A 17,948-nucleotide genomic window follows, 5' to 3' on the forward strand; every position below is an offset into this window, starting at 1 on the left:
TGCCTGCGATGGCGGTGTATCAGCCAATACATTTATCGACTGATACACCGCCATCGCAGGCAAGCCAGCTCCTACAGAGTCCGCGCACGCTTCGACGATCAGGTCGGCTGTCAGGCCGCCTCGCTTTGCTTTTGATCTTAGGCGCCCCGTTAAACCACGCTGGCCGTCAGGGCGGAACCCCAAGTGGCCATGACCGCAGCAATGGATATGTACACAAACCCAATAAGCTAAAGAGGTGTGTAGATACCTATGCCCCGATGGCGGTATATCAGTCACCGCCTGTATTGCCTGACCCACTGCTATCGCGGGCAAGCCCGCTCCCACACACGCTCATCCCACAGTCAGCGGGGGCCTGGGTTCAGGGCTTTTTCCAGGCGTTTGGCGCGGGCGCTGGCGGCGAGGTCCAGCACGGCTTGGTCGCGCTGCCACATGGCGGCCCACGCCCCTTGAGCCATCGCTTGATTGACCTGCGGCTTCAGCGCTTCGAACTGCGTAAACAATCCTCCCAACAACACATGCCCCGCCGCCGATGCGCTGGGCTGGCGAATGACCTCGGCGCAGCCGGCCAGCAGCGCCAATAACTGCAGGCGCAGGGCCTGGGGCCAGTCGCACTCCTGGCCGATGCCATGTAGCCAGGCGGTCATCGCGCTCAGTACATAGCTGTCCTCCAGGGTGCGGAAGGGTTTGACGTAATCGTCCCAACCATCCCCCGGCAAGCGCTCGCAGGCGGCGTGGTCGAGGTGGACGCGGCCGTGGCTGATGTCGGGCATCAAGGCGATCGCGGGCAAGGGTTCTACGCGTACGCCGGGCTCGCCGGCCAGCACCACGGCCAGGGTCAGGCGTGGCTTTTCATCGGCGGCCTCGCAGCGGGCGGCGATCAACAGCCAGTCGGCGGCATCGCCGGCGGTGACGAAGTCTTTGCGCCCGCTCAGGCGCAGGTCGTCCAGGCGCGTTTGCATGTCCAGCGGGCGCAGGCTGCGCTGTTCGGTCGCACACAAGGCGCCCAGGCTGTGGGGCGCGCTGGGCCATAACGCGCGCAACGCCGCTTGATAGCCCACCAGGAACGCCAGGCCGGGCGTGGCCATCAGCCGCGCGCCCTGGGTCGCCAACTCAAAGGGCGCTACCTGCCCCAGGCGTTGCAATAAAACGCTGTAGCCCTCGGCCAGGTTGGCGTGGACGGGCAGTCGGTCGGGTCGATCGAGCAAAGCGTGCCAGGGCATGGAGGGCTCCTTGGGGGCTGTCATCTAAGCGTCACCGTAGATTCATGGAGATGACACCGGGGGTACATAGCCTGACTTTGCACAACAAAGTCGACTGGCCGCAACCCTGGCCGGCACCTGGAGACTCGCCATGACTCAGATCGCCCGCATCAGTGACACCGGCAATGAACGCCGTCTGCAAGCCGAACGCCTGATCGGCGCCCAGGCTTTGCAGGAAGCCCAGGCCTTGCGTTTCAGCGTTTTCAGCGGCGAGTTCAATGCCAAGCTCAAAGGCGCAGAACTGGGCTTGGACATGGATGACTATGATGTTCACTGCAGCCACATTGGCGTACGGGACTTGAACACCGGGCGACTGGTTGCCACCACCCGGCTGCTGGATCACCAGGCGGCCAGCACCCTGGGCCGGTTCTACAGCGAAGAAGAATTCAGCCTCCACGGCCTGTTGCATTTGCAGGGGCCGATCCTGGAAATCGGCCGTACCTGTGTCGACCCGGCCTACCGCAACGGCGGCACTATCGCGGTGCTGTGGGGCGAGTTGGCCGAAGTCCTCAACCAGGGCGGCTACAGCTACCTGATGGGCTGCGCGAGCATCCCGATGCATGACGGTGGCATCCAGGCCCACGCAATCATGCAGCGCCTGCGCGAACGCTACTTGTGCAACGAACACCTGCGCGCCGAGCCGAAAAAGCCCCTGCCAAGCCTGGATTTGCCATCCAACGTCATCGCCGAAATGCCGCCGCTGCTCAAGGCCTACATGCGCCTGGGCGCGAAGATCTGCGGCGAGCCGTGCTGGGACGAGGATTTCCAGGTGGCCGACGTGTTCATCCTGCTCAAGCGCGACGAGTTGTGCCCGCGTTATGCCCGTCACTTCAAGGCGGCCATGTGATGGGCCGCCTGCGGGTCTACGGGCGGATCGCCCGCGTGCTGCTGGTGGTGGCGCTGGGCTTGAGCATGGCCGGGGTGTTTGGCCTGTTCGAACGCTTGGGCGTGGCCAATTCCATGGTGCGGCGCCAGCGCTGGTCGCGGTTTTTCATGGCGCGCCTGAGCAATGCCCTGCCCTTTCGCGTGAGCGTGCACGGTGAGTTGCCGCAACAGCCGATGCTGTGGGTCAGCAACCATGTGTCCTGGACCGATATCCCGCTGCTGGGGATGGTGGCGCCGCTGTCGTTCCTGTCCAAGGCCGAAGTGCGCACCTGGCCAGTGGCGGGTTGGTTGGCCGCCAAGGCCGGCAGCCTGTTTATCCGCCGGGGCTCGGGGGACAGCCAATTGATCCGCAAGCAGATGACCCGGCATCTCGAGCAAAAACACCCGCTGCTGATGTTCCCCGAGGGCACCACCACTGATGGCCGCAGCCTGCGCACCTTTCATGGCCGGCTGCTGGCCAGTGCGATTGATGCCGATGTGGCGCTGCAACCAGTGGCGATCCGCTATCTGCGCGATGGGCAGATTGATCCGCTCGCGCCGTTTATTGGTGACGATGATTTGCTCTCGCACCTGATGCGTCTGTTTGGCAACGATCAGGGCGACGTTGAGATTCATCTGCTCAAACCCATTGCCTGCGCCGGGCAGGAGCGTGCGGCGCTGGCGTACCAGGCGCAGCAGGCGGTGCAGAAGGCGTTGTTTGGAGCGGTGCCGCAAAGCGAGCAAGTGCCGGTTCGGCCGGCGTACGCGGCCTGAGGCAAACACGCAAAAAATGTAGGCGCTGGCTTGCCTGCGATAGCAGTGGCGACTGATACACCGCTATCGCAGGCAAGCCAGCTCCCACATTAGATCGGCGTGGATATTTGACTATCTGCATAGGCCTGCAACTGGGGATAGAACACCCGGAAATCCTCGCTCAACGGCTCATACAGCACCCGCAGTTCCTGCATCGCCCGGTCCAGTTCCTGAGGTTGGCTCAGGCGCCGGGCAATCCCCCGCAGTACGTGCTCCATTACCGCGAACTCGCGGTAAGAACCCAGCCAGTCATCGGCCGCCATATACGGTGCAATCTGCGCCAGGCGCCCTGGCAGCTGCGGTTCGGCCGCCAGCACCCGGTACACCTGGGAGGTAAAGCGTTCCAGCGGCTGGTCGGCATACTGTGCCCAATCGCGCGCCAGGCAATGGTCGAAGAACACGTCGAGGACGATCCCCGCATAGCGGCGCCGGGTCAGGGTGAACCGTGACAACGCCTGCCCGACCAACGGGTGGCTGTCGGTGAAACGGTCAATGGAGCGATGCAGCTGGATCGCCGCCTCGATTTGCGGGTGGTACTGGCCCTGCAGGCGGCCTTTGACGAAATCGCCATAGAGGCTGCCCAGCAGTTGTGCAGGAAGTTGGCCGCCGAGGTGTAGATGTGCGAGATAATTCATGGCGCGCAGTTTAGCACTGCCGCCAACGTATCGTTATAACCCGATATACCGATTTATCTGGTAACAAGATCAAAATCGTATTGGTATATCGGGATATAGCGATTTAAAGTTCGCCTCATCGCGATATAACGTTTTACCCACACCGAGCCCTGCCATGTCCATTGACCTCGACGAAATAATAAAAGCCCTGGCACACCCAGTACGGCGAGACATTCTCAACTGGCTGAAAGACCCGAAAGTGCAGTTCCCCGAACAAGTGCACAACCACGAGTACGGCATCTGCGCCGGCCAGATCGATCAACGCTGCGGCCTGTCGCAGTCTACCGTCTCGGCGCACCTGGCCACCCTGCAACGGGCGGGCTTGATCAGCAGCCAGAAAGCCGGGCAGTGGCACTTTTTCCGCCGCAATGAAGACGTGATCCAAGCGTTTATCCAAGCCATCACCGAAGAACTCAGCCCACCGCTGTAAAGGACCCCACAATGCCTCTCTCGCTACTCATACTGGCCTTAAGCGCCTTCGCCATCGGTACCACCGAATTCGTCATCATGGGCCTGTTGCCCGATGTGGCGGCCGACCTCGGTGTGTCGATTCCAGGCGCCGGCTGGCTGGTGACCGGCTATGCCCTGGGCGTGGCCATCGGTGCACCCTTCATGGCACTGGCCACCGCCAAGCTGCCGCGCAAGGCTGCCCTGGTAGCGCTGATGGGCATTTTCATCATCGGCAACCTGCTCTGCGCCCTGGCCAGTGACTACAACGTGCTGATGTTTGCCCGTGTAGTGACCGCGCTGTGCCACGGCGCCTTCTTCGGCATCGGCTCGGTGGTGGCCGCCAACCTGGTGCCGGCCAACAAGCGTGCTTCGGCGGTGGCCCTGATGTTTACCGGCCTGACCCTGGCCAATGTGCTCGGCGTGCCCCTGGGCACCGCGCTGGGCCAGGAAGCCGGCTGGCGCTCGACCTTCTGGGCGGTGACGGTGATTGGTGTGATTGCGCTGATCGGCCTGATCCGCTTCCTGCCGGCCAAGCGTGATGAAGAGAAACTCGATATGCGCGCCGAACTGGCGGCCCTCAAGGGTGCCGGGATCTGGTTGTCGCTGAGCATGACCGCGCTGTTTGCCGCGTCGATGTTCACCCTCTTCACCTACGTCGCACCGCTGCTCGGCGATGTCACCGGCATCTCGCCCAAAGGTGTGACCTGGACCCTGCTGCTGATCGGCCTGGGCCTGACCGTGGGCAACATCATCGGTGGCAAGCTGGCGGACAAGCGCCTGGCGGCCACCCTGATCGGCGTGTTCATCAGCATGGCCGTGGTGTCCACCGCACTGACCTGGACCAGCGTCGCCATCATCCCCACCGAAATCACCTTGTTCCTCTGGGCCACCGCGTCGTTTGCCGCCGTGCCGGCATTGCAGATCAACGTGGTGACCTTCGGCAAGGCCGCGCCCAACCTGGTGTCGACCCTCAACATCGGCGCTTTCAACATCGGCAACGCCCTGGGCGCCTGGGTTGGCGGCAGTGTGATTGCCCATGGTTTCGGCCTGACCAGCGTGCCGTTGGCGGCTGCGGCCCTGGCGATCCTGGCGCTGCTGGTCACGCTGATCACGTTCCGCCAGAGCGGCGATGCCGACCTGGCCCCCGCCACTAATTAACCACTTAGAACAGACGAGTGTTTGCGATGACGACTATTTTCGATCCAATCCAACTGGGTGATGTGCAGCTGTCGAACCGCATCATCATGGCGCCGCTGACCCGCTGCCGTGCCGATGCAGGCCGCGTGCCGAATGCGCTGATGGCTGAATACTATGTGCAGCGAGCCTCTGCCGGGCTGATCCTCAGCGAGGCCACCTCGGTGACGCCGATGGGCGTGGGCTATCCGGACACCCCGGGCATCTGGTCCAACGACCAGGTGCGCGGCTGGACCAACATCACCAAGGCCGTGCACGGCGCCGGCGGCAAGATCTTCCTGCAACTGTGGCATGTGGGGCGGATCTCCCACCCGTCGTACCTGAACGGCGAGACCCCGGTAGCACCGAGCGCCATCCAGCCTGCCGGCCACGTCAGCCTGGTGCGCCCGCTGGCCGACTATCCGACCCCGCGCGCCCTGGAAACCGCAGAAATCGCCGATATCGTCGACGCTTACCGCGTGGGTGCCGAGAACGCCAAGGCCGCCGGCTTTGACGGGGTACAAGTGCATGGGGCCAATGGCTACCTGCTCGACCAGTTCCTGCAAAGCAGCACCAACCAGCGCACCGACGAGTACGGCGGCTCTGTGGAAAATCGCGCACGGCTGTTGCTGGAAGTGACCGATGCAGTGATCGAAGTCTGGGGCGCTGGCCGTGTGGGGATGCATTTGTCGCCACGGGCCGACCTCCATGACATGGGCGATGCCAACCTGGCAGAAACCTTTACCTACGTCGCCCGTGAATTGGGCAAGCGTGGCATCGCCTTTATCAGCGCCCGCGAGAAAGACGCCGGCGACAGCCTGGGCCCGCACTTGAAAGCTGCGTTCGGTGGCCCGTTTATCGCCAACGAGCGCTTCACCAAGGACAGCGCCAATGCCTGGCTGGCAGCGGGCAAGGCCGATGCGGTAGCCTTCGGCGTTCCGTTTATCGCCAACCCGGACCTGCCGGCGCGCCTCAAAGCCGATACACCGCTGAACGAAGCCATTGCGCAAACCTTCTACACCCCAGGCCCGGTCGGCTATATCGACTACCCGACCTTGGCGCTCTGACCCGCAACAACGCAAAAGCCCCGGCTCACAAGAGCCGGGGCTTTTTATTGGATCTTCAAAACACCGCTGCCCAATGTAGGAGCGGGCTTGCCCGCGATAGCGGTGGGCCAGCCAGCACATCACCTAGCGATAGTTCGCTCCCACAGGTTCGGTAACATTCCTTCACAGCAATGCAACAATATCGCTACAAAATACTTAGCCGGCTACCTTTCAACCTGGCGCCAGCGCGTATATAAAGTCACCCCACAAATAAGCCGGAAGGACGATTGACCGTCCTTGGGCTTTACTATTGACACAAACAGACGTAATTACGCATTTTGTATCAATTGCGCAGGCTGGGGCTCAAGCGCAGCATGTCCAGCCCGATATCCACCAGGCGCTCGGCCTGCTGATACAGCTCGAAACTGTCAGGCACCAGAAGCCACTGGCCAACAAGCCCGTTGATGTAGGCATGAATGCACACCGCCCCACGAGCGGTGTCGAGGTTTTCCGGAAGTTGCCCGCGGTGGACTGCATTGCGCAACGTCAGGCCGATACGCAGGTTGCACTCAAGGCTATGGGTCTGGCGTTGACGGCGCATGTCGCACATTTCGTCGGTAAATTCGCACTTATGGAACAGGATCTCATTAATGCGCCGAGTCTTCGGGTCCAGGGCCACCTGATGAAAAAGATGGATCAGCAGCTTGCGCATGCAGCCCAGCGGATCTACCTCATCCTCGCTTTCACTGGCCCTGGCCAATTCGTCCAGGGGTTCGTGCAGCGTGTCGAGCAGTGCCTGCAACAGGTCCGACTTGTTGCTGAAGTGCCAATAGATCGCGCCCCGCGTCACACCCGCCCGCGCCGCGATATCCGCCAGCGTAGTGCGCGCAACACCGCGCTCATAAAAGGCTTGCTCGGCGGCTTCAAGTATCTGGCTGCGCGTTTCCTGAGCTTCCTCTTTGGTACGACGAACCATGGCAGTAACACCTCAATCAGGACACGGGCGGTGGTGGATAACCACCTTCTGAATAATTATGGGACGACGCCTTCATGGGCATCGAACGTACTAGAATCGAGGCTTTGGGCATTGCTTTGTAAGGAATCCGCGAAGCCTGTCAAGAGTTTACAAACAACCATGAACGTAAGTATATTGCCTAGCAAGCTACTTATCTACTCACTGTCTGTTTTTTACCCTTCCACACTTCTTGTGCGCATCAAGCGCGCCTGACCCGAGGATCTTCATGCAACTTAAGCCAGCTGTTACCGCTCTGGTCACTGCCGTCGCCCTGGCATCGCTGCTCAGCGGATGTAAAAAGGAAGAAGCGGCGCCGCCCGCTCAAACCCCTCAGGTCGGCGTGGTCACCCTTCAACCTCAAGCCTATACCCTGACCTCCGAATTGCCGGGCCGCACCACTGCGTTCCGCATCGCGGAAGTCCGCCCCCAGGTCAATGGCATCATTCTCAAGCGCCTATTCAAGGAAGGCGGCGACGTCAAGGAAGGCCAGCAGCTCTATCAGATCGATCCGTCGGTGTATGAGGCGACCCTGAAAAGCGCCCAGGCCAACCTGCAACAGACCAAGTCGATTGCCGACCGCTACAAACAACTGGTCAACGAGCAGGCGGTCAGCCGCCAGGAATACGACACCGCCGTATCCAACCGCATGACTTCCGAAGCCAACCTGCAGACGGCTCAGATCAACGTGCGCTACACCAAGGTGTTCGCCCCGATCTCCGGGCGTATCGGGCGTTCCTCGGTCACCGAAGGCGCATTGGTCAGCAATGGCCAGGCAGACGCCATGGCCGTGATCCAGCAACTGGACCCGATCTACGTCGACGTCACGCAATCCTCCGCCGAGATGCTGAAACTGCGTCGCGACCTGGAAAGCGGCCAACTGCAGAAAGCCGGTGAAAACGCGGCCATGGTCAAGCTGACCCTGGAAGACGGCAGCGAATACACCCAGCAAGGCCGCCTGGAATTTTCCGAAGTGTCGGTCGACCAGACCACGGGCTCGGTAACCCTGCGCGCTGTGTTCCCCAACGCTGATCACACCCTGTTGCCGGGCATGTTTGTCCACGCACAATTGCAGGCCGGCGTGAACAGCAAGGCGATCCTCGCCCCACAACAAGGCGTGACCCGCGACATCCGGGGCATCCCGACTGCGCTGGTCGTCACCGCCGACAACAAGGTCGAACAGCGCGTGCTGGTGGCCAACCGTACCGCCGGCGCCTACTGGCTAGTGGAAAAGGGCCTGAATGCCGGTGACCGTGTGATCACCGAAGGCTTGCAGTTCATCAAGCCGGGCATCACGGTTGAAGCGAAGGAAGCCACCAACGCCAAGCCCGCCGGTTCTGCTCCTGCCGCCGCCGCTGGCAAAGGGGAGTAATACATGTCGAAATTTTTTATCGACCGTCCCATTTTCGCCTGGGTAATAGCCCTGGTGATCATGCTGGTCGGGGCACTGTCGATCCTGAAGTTGCCCATCAACCAATACCCGGCCATCGCGCCAACCGCCATTGATATCCAGGTGACCTACCCAGGCGCGTCCGCACAAACCGTGCAGGACACCGTGGTGCAGGTGATCGAGCAGCAGCTCAACGGTATCGACAACCTGCGTTATGTGGCCTCGGACAGTAACTCCGACGGCAGCATGACCATCACCGCGACGTTCAACCAGGGTACCAACCCGGACATCGCCCAGGTTCAGGTGCAGAACAAGCTGAACCTGGCGACCCCATTGCTGCCGCAAGAAGTGCAGCAGCAGGGGATCCGCGTAACCAAGTCGGTGAAGAACTTCCTGATGGTGATCGGCCTGGTGTCCGAAGACGGCACCATGAGCAAGGATGACCTGTCCAACTACATCGTTTCCAACATCCAGGACCCGATTTCGCGGACATCTGGGGTGGGTGACTTCCAGGTCTTCGGTTCCCAGTACGCCATGCGTATCTGGCTGGACCCGGCCAAGTTGAACAACTTCCAGATGACCCCGGTGGATGTCAGCAGTGCCATTGCGGCGCAGAACGTCCAGGTGGCCACCGGCCAGTTGGGTGGCCTGCCAGCCCTGCCCGGCACTCAGTTGAACGCCACCATCATCGGCAAGACTCGCCTGCAAAGCGCCGAGCAGTTTGAAAAGATCCTCCTGCGCGTGAACAGCGATGGTTCCCAAGTGCGCCTGGGCGATGTCGCCCGTGTCGAGCTGGGTGGCCAGAACTACAGCATCAGCGCCCAGTTCAACGGCAAGCCGGCTTCCGGCATGGCGATCAAACTGGCATCGGGCGCCAACGCCCTGGACACCGCCAAGGCCATCCGTGCCACGGTCGCGTCCCTGGAGCCGTTCTTCCCGCCAGGCATGAAAGCCGTGGTTCCGTATGACACCACGCCGGTGGTGACCGAATCGATTTCCGGGGTAGTCGATACCCTGGTCGAGGCGATCATCCTGGTGTTCCTGGTGATGTACCTGTTCCTGCAAAACTTCCGCGCCACCATCATCACCACCATGACGGTACCGGTGGTGTTGCTGGGTACGTTCGGCATCCTCGCGGCCTTTGGCTTCACCATCAACACCTTGACCATGTTCGGCATGATCCTGGCCATCGGCTTGCTGGTGGACGATGCGATCGTGGTAGTGGAAAACGTCGAGCGGGTGATGGCCGAGGAGCACCTGTCGCCCAAGGAGGCGACGGTCAAGTCCATGAGCCAGATCCAGGGCGCCCTGGTGGGTATTGCCCTGGTCCTGTCGGCGGTATTGCTGCCGATGGCGTTCTTCGGCGGCTCCACCGGCGTGATCTATAAACAGTTCTCCATCACCATTGTGTCGGCGATGGCCCTGTCGGTGCTGGTTGCACTGATCTTCACCCCAGCCTTGTGCGCCACCATGCTCAAGCCGATCGACCCCGAGAAACACGGCCAACCCAAGCGTGGTTTCTTCGGCTGGTTCAACCGCACCTTCGACCGTGGCGTACTGAGCTACGAGCGTGGCGTGGGCAACATGATCAAGCACAAGGCGCCTTCGTTCCTGGTGTACCTGATCATCTTCGCCGGCATGATCTGGCTGTTCACCCGTATTCCAAGCGCGTTCCTGCCCGAGGAAGACCAGGGTGTGATCTTCGCCCAGGTGCAGACACCGGTTGGTTCTTCGGCCGAACGCACCCAGACCGTTATCGACGACATGCGTGCCTTCCTGTTGAACGACAAGGAAGGTGAGCCCGGTGAAGGCAAGGCCGTGCAATCGGTATTTACCGTAAACGGCTTCAACTTTGCCGGTCGTGGCCAAAGCTCGGGCCTGGCATTCGTCATGCTCAAGCCATGGGACCAGCGCGACGCATCGATGTCGGTGTTCGAAGTGGCCAAGCGTGCCCAGGGATACTTCTTCCAGACCTTCAAGGACGCCATGGTGTTTGCCATCGTGCCCCCATCGGTACTGGAGTTGGGTAACGCCACCGGTTTCGACGTGTTCCTGCAGGACCAGGGCGGTGTGGGTCACGATGCCTTGATGAACGCACGTAACCAGTTCCTCGGCATGGCCGCGCAGAGCAAGATCCTGGCCGGCGTACGTCCCAACGGCGTCAACGATGAGCCGCAGTACGAGCTGACCATTGATGACGAGAAGGCCAGTGCCCAGGGCATCAGCCTGTCGAGCATCAACCAGACCCTGGCGATTGCCTTGGGTGGCAGCTACGTCAATGACTTCATCGACCGCGGTCGAGTGAAGAAGGTCTACATCCAGGGTGAGGCCGCTGGCCGGATGTCCCCTGAAGACCTGAACAAATGGTTCGTGCGCGCCAACGACGGGAAGATGGTGCCATTATCAGCAATTGCCTCTGGTAACTGGATCTTCGGCTCGCCGAAACTGTCGCGGTACAACGGCGTAGCGGCGATGGAAGTCCTCGGGACCCCGGCGCCTGGCTACAGCACCGGTGACGCGATGGCGGAAGTCGAGCGCATCGCCAAGCAATTGCCGGCGGGTGTGGGCTATGCCTGGACCGGTCTGTCGTATGAAGAACGCTTGTCCGGCTCCCAGGCGCCTGCGCTGTATGCCCTGTCGTTGCTGGTGGTGTTCCTCTGCCTGGCAGCGCTGTACGAAAGCTGGTCGATCCCGATTGCGGTGGTGTTGGTAGTCCCGCTGGGCGTGATCGGTGCACTGATGGCCACCAGCCTGCGAGGACTGTCCAACGACGTGTTCTTCCAGGTGGGGTTGTTGGTGACCGTGGGCCTGGCCTCGAAGAACGCCATCCTGATCGTGGAATTTGCCAAGGAGCTGCATGAGCAGGGCAAGGGCATCGTCGAGGCGGCCATCGAGGCGTCCCGCATGCGTCTGCGTCCGATCATCATGACGTCCATGGCGTTCGTCCTCGGCGTACTGCCGCTGGCGATCTCCTCGGGCGCAGGTTCAGGCAGCCAACACGCAATCGGTACCGGGGTGATTGGCGGTATGATCACTGCCACCGTCCTGGCGATCTTCTGGGTGCCACTGTTCTTCGTGACCGTGTCCGCCATGGGTAGCCGGAAAAAAACTGACAAGTCCGATACACCGAATACTCCTAAAGAGGCTGGCTAATGCGCAAGTCGCTACTCTCCCTGGCAGTCACGGCATTCGTGCTCAGTGGCTGCTCGCTGATCCCTGATTATCAGCAGCCTGAAGCGCCGGTTGCCGCCCAGTTCCCGCAGGGGCCGGCGTACTCGTCGGCCCAGGCGCCGAGCCAGGCCGCTGCCGAGCAAGGCTGGAAGCAGTTTTTCCACGATCCTGCCCTGCAGCAACTGATCCAGGTCGCACTGGTCAACAACCGTGACCTGCGTGTCGCGGCGCTGAACATCGACGCCTTTGCAGCGCAGTACCGCATCCAGCGTGCCGACCTGTTCCCGGCCGTCGGCGCCAATGGCAGCGGCAGCCGCCAGCGCGTTCCGGCACGGGCCTCGCAAACCGGCGAATCGAACATCACCAGTTCCTACTCGGCGACCCTCGGGATCAACGCCTACGAACTGGACCTGTTCGGCCGGGTGCGCAGCCTGAGCGAAGAAGCGTTGCAGAAGTACTTCGCCACTGAAGAAGCACGCCGCAGCACGCAGATCAGCCTGGTGGCCAGCGTGGCCAATGCCTACCTGACCTGGCAAGCGGACAAGGAACTGCTCAAGCTGACCCAGGACACCCTGGCCGCCTACGAGCAGAGCTTCAAGCTCACCTCGCGCAGCAACGAAGTCGGCGTGGCCTCGGCCCTGGACTTGAGCCAGGCGCGCACCTCGGTTGAAAGCGCCCGTGTGCAACTGGCCCGCTACACCCGCCAGGTGGCCCAGGACGAAAACAACCTGACCCTGCTGCTGGGCACCGGCCTGCCGGCGAATCTCGCCACTCAGCCGCTGTCCGACGACCTGTTGAGCGAAGTACCGGCCGGCCTGCCCTCAGACCTGCTGCAACGTCGCCCCGACATCCTGCAGGCCGAGCACAACCTCAAGGCTGCCAACGCCAACATCGGCGCGGCACGGGCTGCGTTCTTCCCGAGCATCAGCCTGACCGCCAATGCCGGGACCTTGAGCCCGGACCTCGGTGGCCTGTTCAAGGGCGGCTCGGGTACCTGGTCGTTCGCGCCGCAGATCAACATCCCGATCTTCAACGCCGGTAGCCTGCGCGCCAGCCTGGACTACTCGAAGATCCAGAAAGAGATCAACGTCGCGACCTACGAGAAGTCGATCCAGACCGCGTTCCAGGAAGTCTCCGACGGCCTGGCGGCACGTGCGACCTACAACCAACAGTTGCAGGCCCAGCGTGATTTCGTCGCGGCCAACCAGGACTACTACCGCCTGGCCGAGCGTCGCTACCGCATTGGGGTTGATAGCAACCTGACCTTCCTCGACGCCCAACGCCAGCTGTTCGCTGCCCAGCAAACGCTGATCACCGACCGCCTGGCCCAACTGACCAGCGAAGTGACCTTGTACAAGGCCCTCGGTGGCGGTTGGAACGAACAGACGGCGAAGAATGAGCCGGTGAAAGAAGAAGCGCCGAAGCTCAAGTTGTTCTGATCGGCGTAGCAACACATGAAGCCCACCCTTTGGTGGGCTTTTTCATGGGCGCACAGTTTCGTGCGATCACCGCCCAAAACCCGCCCTCCCCCAATTGAACCGCCCCACACACGCCCCGCACCATGGCCCGCACCTGAAAACCACCAATAACAACAGGTCCCATGCCATGAGCACCTTGCACCCTCGCCGGCTATTGCTGGCTACCGCTGTCGCCAGCCTTGCCCTCCCAGTTGTTGCCCAGGAACACGGCTTTCTGGAAGATGCCAGCGCCAACCTCAACCTGCGCAATTTCTTCTTCAACCGCAATTTCACCAACCCGACCAAGGCCCAGAGCGGCGCGCAGGAGTGGACGCAGAGTTTCATCCTTGATGCCAAGTCCGGTTTCACCCAGGGCACCGTGGGGTTCGGGGTGGATGTGCTGGGCATGTATTCGCAAAAGCTCGACGGCGGCGGCGGCTCCGGCGGCACCCAATTGCTGCCCCTGGACCACGATGGCAAGCCGGCCGATAACTTCGGGCGCCTGGGGGTGGCGTTCAAGGCACGGATTTCCCAGACCGAGTTGAAAGTCGGCGAGTGGATGCCGGTACTGCCGATCCTGCGTTCGGACGATGGCCGCTCCCTGCCGCAAACCCTGCGCGGCGGGCAGATCACCTCCAAAGAAATCGCCGGCCTGACCCTGTATGGCGGCCAGTTCCGCGCCAACAGCCCGCGTGACGACAGCAGCATGACGGACATGTCGATGTTCGGGAAAACCGCGTTCACCTCCGATCGCTTCAACTTCCAGGGTGCCGAATACGCGTTCAACGACAAACGTACCCAGGTCGGCGTGTGGAATGCCCAGCTCAAGGACATCTACCGCCAGCAATACCTCAACCTGACCCACAGCCAGCCCCTGGGCGACTGGACCCTGGGGGCCAACCTCGGCTTCTTCTACGGCCAGGACGACGGCAGCGCCCGGGCCGGCAACCTGGACAACAAGACCTGGTCCGGCCTGTTCTCCGCCAGGTACGGTGGCAACACCTTCTACGTCGGCCTGCAAAAACTCAGCGGCAACAGCGCGTGGATGCGAGTCAATGGCACCAGCGGCGGCACCCTGGCCAACGACAGCTTCAATGCCAGCTATGACAACGCCGAGGAAAAATCCTGGCAGGTACGCCATGACTACAACTTCGCCGCCCTGGGCGTGCCCGGCCTGACCTTGATGAACCGCTACATCAGCGGCAGCAACGTGCACACCGCCACTGTCAACGATGGCAAGGAATGGGGCCGGGAAAGCGAAGTGGGCTACACCGTGCAAAGCGGCAGCCTGAAAAATCTTACAATGCGCTGGCGCAATTCCAGCATGCGCCGCGACTACAGCAACAATGAGTTTGATGAGAACCGGTTGATCGTCAGCTATCCAATCAGCTTGTTGTAGTGACAGGGCGAACGGCAAAAAGCCCGCGCCGTCCGACGACTTTTCTGCACCGGGTGCGCCTACTTTATTACGCCCGGTAACAAAGGATCGACGGCGGCGACGGAACACTTTCATTCAATCGCACGACATACCTACCGCCCCTCCCCCCCCTGGAGGGGCGTTTGCGTTGAACTGAAAGGTACTGACCATGAACACGATCGCGCCACATCACGCCATGCCTGCCCTCCCCCCTCACACGCCGCAGGCCGAGCCCGCCGCCGTGCCAGGCAAAGGCCAACACCAGCCGTTTCCTTCTGCGCGAACCCCTTCACAGGCGCAACCGGAGCTTCCGAATTTCTCCTCGCAGGACAAGCAACTGACGTTGGTCGATGACGGCAACCTCAGAGTCCGCCAGTCCCTGAGCGAAGTACCTCTGGCGCCGGGAAAATCGATCATTGTGAGCGACGCCCTGACATTTGAAACCGGCAACAGCGCCGACACTATTCATCTGAGCAACCACCCTGATGGCCGACTCAAGGTCGAGGTCAACGGTAAGCCCTACCTGTTTAATGTCAGAGACCCCAAGGACAGTGCGCCCACCAGCCTGCATATCAAAAGCCATGGTGGTGACGACAAGATAAAAATCGACCCCGGCGTCATGCTCCCGGTCAAGGTCGAAGCCGGCGATGGCGACGATGACGTGCAAGCGGGCGGCGGCCCCACCCAGCTGTTTGGCGGCAAGGGCAACGACACCCTGCGCCTGGGCAGCGGCAACGGGTATGCCGAAGGCAACGAAGGTGATGACACGATAGTGGGAGGCACGGGCTCCAACGTCATGTACGGCAATAACGGCAATGACCGGCTGTACGCAGGTGCCGGGGCCGCCCAGAAGCAAAGCTACCTGGATGGCGGCAACGGTGACGACCAGCTATACGCTGGCGATGGGCATACGGTGATAAACGGCGGCCAAGGTGACGATGTGCTGGTGGGGCACGACCGCACGACCTTCTACAGCGGCAAAGGCCACGACACGATCTGGTCCAACCGGCCGGACAACCGCATCTATGCAAAACCCACTGATCGGCTCTTGGGCGGGTCTGATGCAACGATCACCCCGGTGACGCCAAGCAACGCCGGTAAAGAAGGGTTCCAGGCCCAGGGCACGCAGGCGTTCAAGCAACGGGTCGAAGATGACCTTGAATTGCTGCGCGGCTCGCCCGTGGGCCAGCAAATGCTCGCGGGGATGGACGCCGTGGCTCGACAAAACGGCGCGCCGTTGCCGATTGTCGAAGGTTCCAGCAGTCATTTTGACGACCATCTGTCGCCAGAACAGACAAAACAAAGCCATATCAAAGAAGGGGCTGCAGGTCGCCGAATCAACAGCGGCACCCTGCAGTACAATCCGTTCGATATCTACGCCGACCCCAATGTCCCTGCCGCACCCATCGTCACCCTGCAACATGAATCGGCCCATGCCTGGAACGCCGGCACGGGCACCTTTTTCGGCGGCCACACCCAAGAGCAGGTAGGCGCAAACCCTCCAGTGGATACACCCAATATAGAGCGCCAGGCCGTTGGCCTGCCGACTACTGCCGCACCGTTCGACTTTGACAACGACCCACTCACGCCGCCTACTTCAACCAATCCCAAGCCGTTCACCGAGAACGGCTTGCGTGAGGAAATGGGCTATGGCCCGCGTGAGCACTACGCAGACTGACAGTGAACGGGGTACGCGCTTGCTGTATGTTGCCGGCCTCCATACCCCGATCACAAGGATGTGCATCATTGACCCCAGAGCCCCATGAAACTCATTGCCCTCTTGCTTGCCACACTATTGATCAGCCTCAGCGGCTGCATCGGCGCGCCCGTGGCATTGACCCCGCAGACCGCACAACGCCTGCAAAGCCAGGCGCCGATCCGTTTCCTGCTGACGTTCGATGATGGCCCCAGCGCCTCGGGCTACGCCAATCCCAGCCGCTCGGTAATCCAGGACCTGGCTCATAACCCGGTGCTGCCGGGGATCAAGGCAATTTTCTTTTTGCAGACCCAGGCCTGGCGTTCCGGCGGCAGCCCGCGCGGGCGCAAGACCATGGAACGCGAACACGCCGCCGGGCATATCCTGGCCTTCCACACCGCCACCCGCTGGCATAGCAACCATCGCCTGATGAACGACGAAGACCTAGCACAGACCCTGAGCCTGGGCGCCGCAAGCATTGCCTCGATCACTGGCACCGCCCCCAGCCTGGTGCGCCCGCCCTTCTGGAACTATGACAAGCGCACCTTCGCCGCCTATCAGCACCACGGCATGCATATCCTGCTGACCGACTTGAGTGCCAATGACGGCAAGATCTGGGGCTTCAATGCCAGCCCGAGGCGGCGGGCCAACCTGCTGCGGCAACTATCGCTGGTGCGCGAACGCATTGCGCTGGGCGAACTGCCGACCGTGGACGGGGTGATTCCGGTCGTGGTGACCTTTCACGACATCAACCGCTACACCGCCCGGCACCTGCCGGAATACCTGCAGATCCTGATGGACAGTGCCCAGGCCAATGGCCTGAAGACTGCCGCCGCTCCCTTCTACACCGACCGCGCGAGCCTGGAACGCGCGCCCTGGCGCGCACGGTGAAGGATACCAACGAGGTGGTGCACTTGCCGGGAGTGTGGAACTGGGTGTGGGACGCCGACGCTCACTGAACGCCACCCTGCTACGGGTCCCGAAAAAACCGGCATCGGTTCCCTTGGGAATCCTTGGCCACCGCTCAGCCACTAGTACTCAACGCACACACTAAAGCGAGAGTACGTAATGGCAATATCAACTGGCTTACAACCGTTAAATCTACCGCCACCAAGCACGCACCCGGTAACACTGGCGGGTAACTCCGTATCGAACCCCATCACGATTCAAAGCCCGCCATTGAAAAAATCACATACGCTCCTTACGCCACATTCAACATTGACAATCGATCAGAACTATGTTGAAAAATACCCCGTCTATACAAACGCATTCGCCCTATTTAGCGACAACACTATAAAAATAACCCATCAAGTCACATGGGAGAAATCCACGGATGATGGATATCTAAACAGAAGCAACGCGCTGCAAGTCGTTACAGGTAATCATTCAGACGTCATAAAGGGCGGTTGCAGGAGCTGAGTGCAACACGGTCATTGAATTGAAGCTGGAGCATCATGCCGCATAGCCATGGCCTTCTGCATCACCTCGCCCATAACTTCGATTGGGCATTTGAAGTCGAAGCGCTT

Annotated in this window: 13 protein-coding genes and 1 pseudogene; 11 read left to right on the forward strand and 3 right to left on the reverse strand. The window is 61.3% G+C overall.

The genetic code is table 11. From position 1 onward, the window contains the following. Positions 1-341: 341 nt before the first annotated feature. Positions 342-1,220 (reverse strand): acyl-CoA dehydrogenase middle domain-containing protein, encoded by an 879-nt coding sequence (locus AC19YY_RS30580; RefSeq protein ID WP_500605299.1) that lies wholly within the window; start codon positions 1,218-1,220, stop codon positions 342-344. 130 nt (positions 1,221-1,350) lie between these two features. Between AC19YY_RS30580 and olsB the strand changes: the two genes are divergently transcribed. Then, on the forward strand, positions 1,351-2,106 hold the full coding sequence (gene olsB, locus AC19YY_RS30585) for an L-ornithine N(alpha)-acyltransferase (protein ID WP_057439788.1): 756 nt from the start codon (positions 1,351-1,353) through the stop codon (positions 2,104-2,106). Continuing rightward, complete coding sequence (locus tag AC19YY_RS30590) at positions 2,106-2,897, forward strand: lysophospholipid acyltransferase family protein (RefSeq protein WP_170042891.1); 792 nt, start codon at positions 2,106-2,108, stop codon at positions 2,895-2,897. Before olsB ends, AC19YY_RS30590 begins: the two co-directional genes overlap by 1 nt. An 89-nt stretch (positions 2,898-2,986) precedes the next feature. Here AC19YY_RS30590 and AC19YY_RS30595 read toward each other — a convergent pair whose 3' ends face one another. Beyond that, positions 2,987-3,571: an acyl carrier protein phosphodiesterase gene (locus tag AC19YY_RS30595; RefSeq protein WP_169955530.1), complete on the reverse strand. Its 585-nt coding sequence runs from the start codon at positions 3,569-3,571 to the stop codon at positions 2,987-2,989. A gap of 154 nt (positions 3,572-3,725) precedes the next feature. On the opposite strand from AC19YY_RS30595, the gene AC19YY_RS30600 reads away from it, so the two are divergent. The 3 genes from AC19YY_RS30600 to AC19YY_RS30610 are packed head-to-tail and all read left to right on the forward strand — an operon-like array spanning position 3,726 to position 6,300. Then, positions 3,726-4,040, forward strand: a complete 315-nt coding sequence (locus AC19YY_RS30600; RefSeq protein ID WP_029297039.1) for an ArsR/SmtB family transcription factor — start codon at positions 3,726-3,728, stop codon at positions 4,038-4,040. Positions 4,041-4,051: 11 nt separating this feature from the next. Next, positions 4,052-5,218, forward strand: coding sequence for an MFS transporter (locus AC19YY_RS30605; RefSeq protein ID WP_169955529.1), 1,167 nt, complete (start codon positions 4,052-4,054; stop codon positions 5,216-5,218). Positions 5,219-5,244: 26 nt separating this feature from the next. Continuing rightward, positions 5,245-6,300 (forward strand): alkene reductase, encoded by a 1,056-nt coding sequence (locus AC19YY_RS30610; RefSeq protein WP_500605300.1) that lies wholly within the window; start codon positions 5,245-5,247, stop codon positions 6,298-6,300. A 322-nt stretch (positions 6,301-6,622) separates the two neighbouring features. Here the strand turns inward: AC19YY_RS30610 and AC19YY_RS30615 are convergent, their stop codons facing one another. Next, entirely contained in the window at positions 6,623-7,255 is a 633-nt protein-coding gene (locus AC19YY_RS30615) for a TetR family transcriptional regulator (protein ID WP_032858025.1), read from the reverse strand. Positions 7,256-7,520: 265 nt separating this feature from the next. On the opposite strand from AC19YY_RS30615, the gene AC19YY_RS30620 reads away from it, so the two are divergent. The 6 genes and pseudogenes from AC19YY_RS30620 to AC19YY_RS30645 all read left to right on the forward strand — a co-directional run bounded on the left by AC19YY_RS30620 (position 7,521) and on the right by AC19YY_RS30645 (position 17,381). Further along, positions 7,521-8,663 carry an efflux RND transporter periplasmic adaptor subunit gene (locus tag AC19YY_RS30620; RefSeq protein WP_500605301.1) on the forward strand — a complete coding sequence of 381 codons (1,143 nt, stop codon included), beginning with the start codon at positions 7,521-7,523 and terminating at the stop codon, positions 8,661-8,663. 3 nt (positions 8,664-8,666) lie between these two features. Further along, complete coding sequence (locus AC19YY_RS30625) at positions 8,667-11,834, forward strand: efflux RND transporter permease subunit (protein ID WP_169955526.1); 3,168 nt, start codon at positions 8,667-8,669, stop codon at positions 11,832-11,834. Further along, the gene (adeC, locus tag AC19YY_RS30630) at positions 11,834-13,291 is read left to right on the forward strand and encodes an AdeC/AdeK/OprM family multidrug efflux complex outer membrane factor (protein WP_170042893.1); all 1,458 of its coding nucleotides are present in this window, start codon (positions 11,834-11,836) and stop codon (positions 13,289-13,291) included. The genes AC19YY_RS30625 and adeC overlap by 1 nt, the downstream gene beginning before the upstream one ends. Positions 13,292-13,457: 166 nt before the next feature. Beyond that, entirely contained in the window at positions 13,458-14,708 is a 1,251-nt protein-coding gene (locus AC19YY_RS30635) for an OprD family porin (protein WP_169955524.1), read from the forward strand. Between the two features lie 187 nt (positions 14,709-14,895). Next, a complete protein-coding gene (locus AC19YY_RS30640) occupies positions 14,896-16,404 on the forward strand; it encodes a M91 family zinc metallopeptidase (RefSeq protein ID WP_500605302.1) in 1,509 nt (502 codons plus the stop codon). 84 nt (positions 16,405-16,488) lie between these two features. Continuing rightward, positions 16,489-17,381 (forward strand): annotated as a pseudogene (locus AC19YY_RS30645) (polysaccharide deacetylase family protein). Positions 17,382-17,948: the final 567 nt, after the last annotated feature.

The sequence above is a fragment of the Pseudomonas sp. MF09156 genome, from assembly GCF_059862305.1.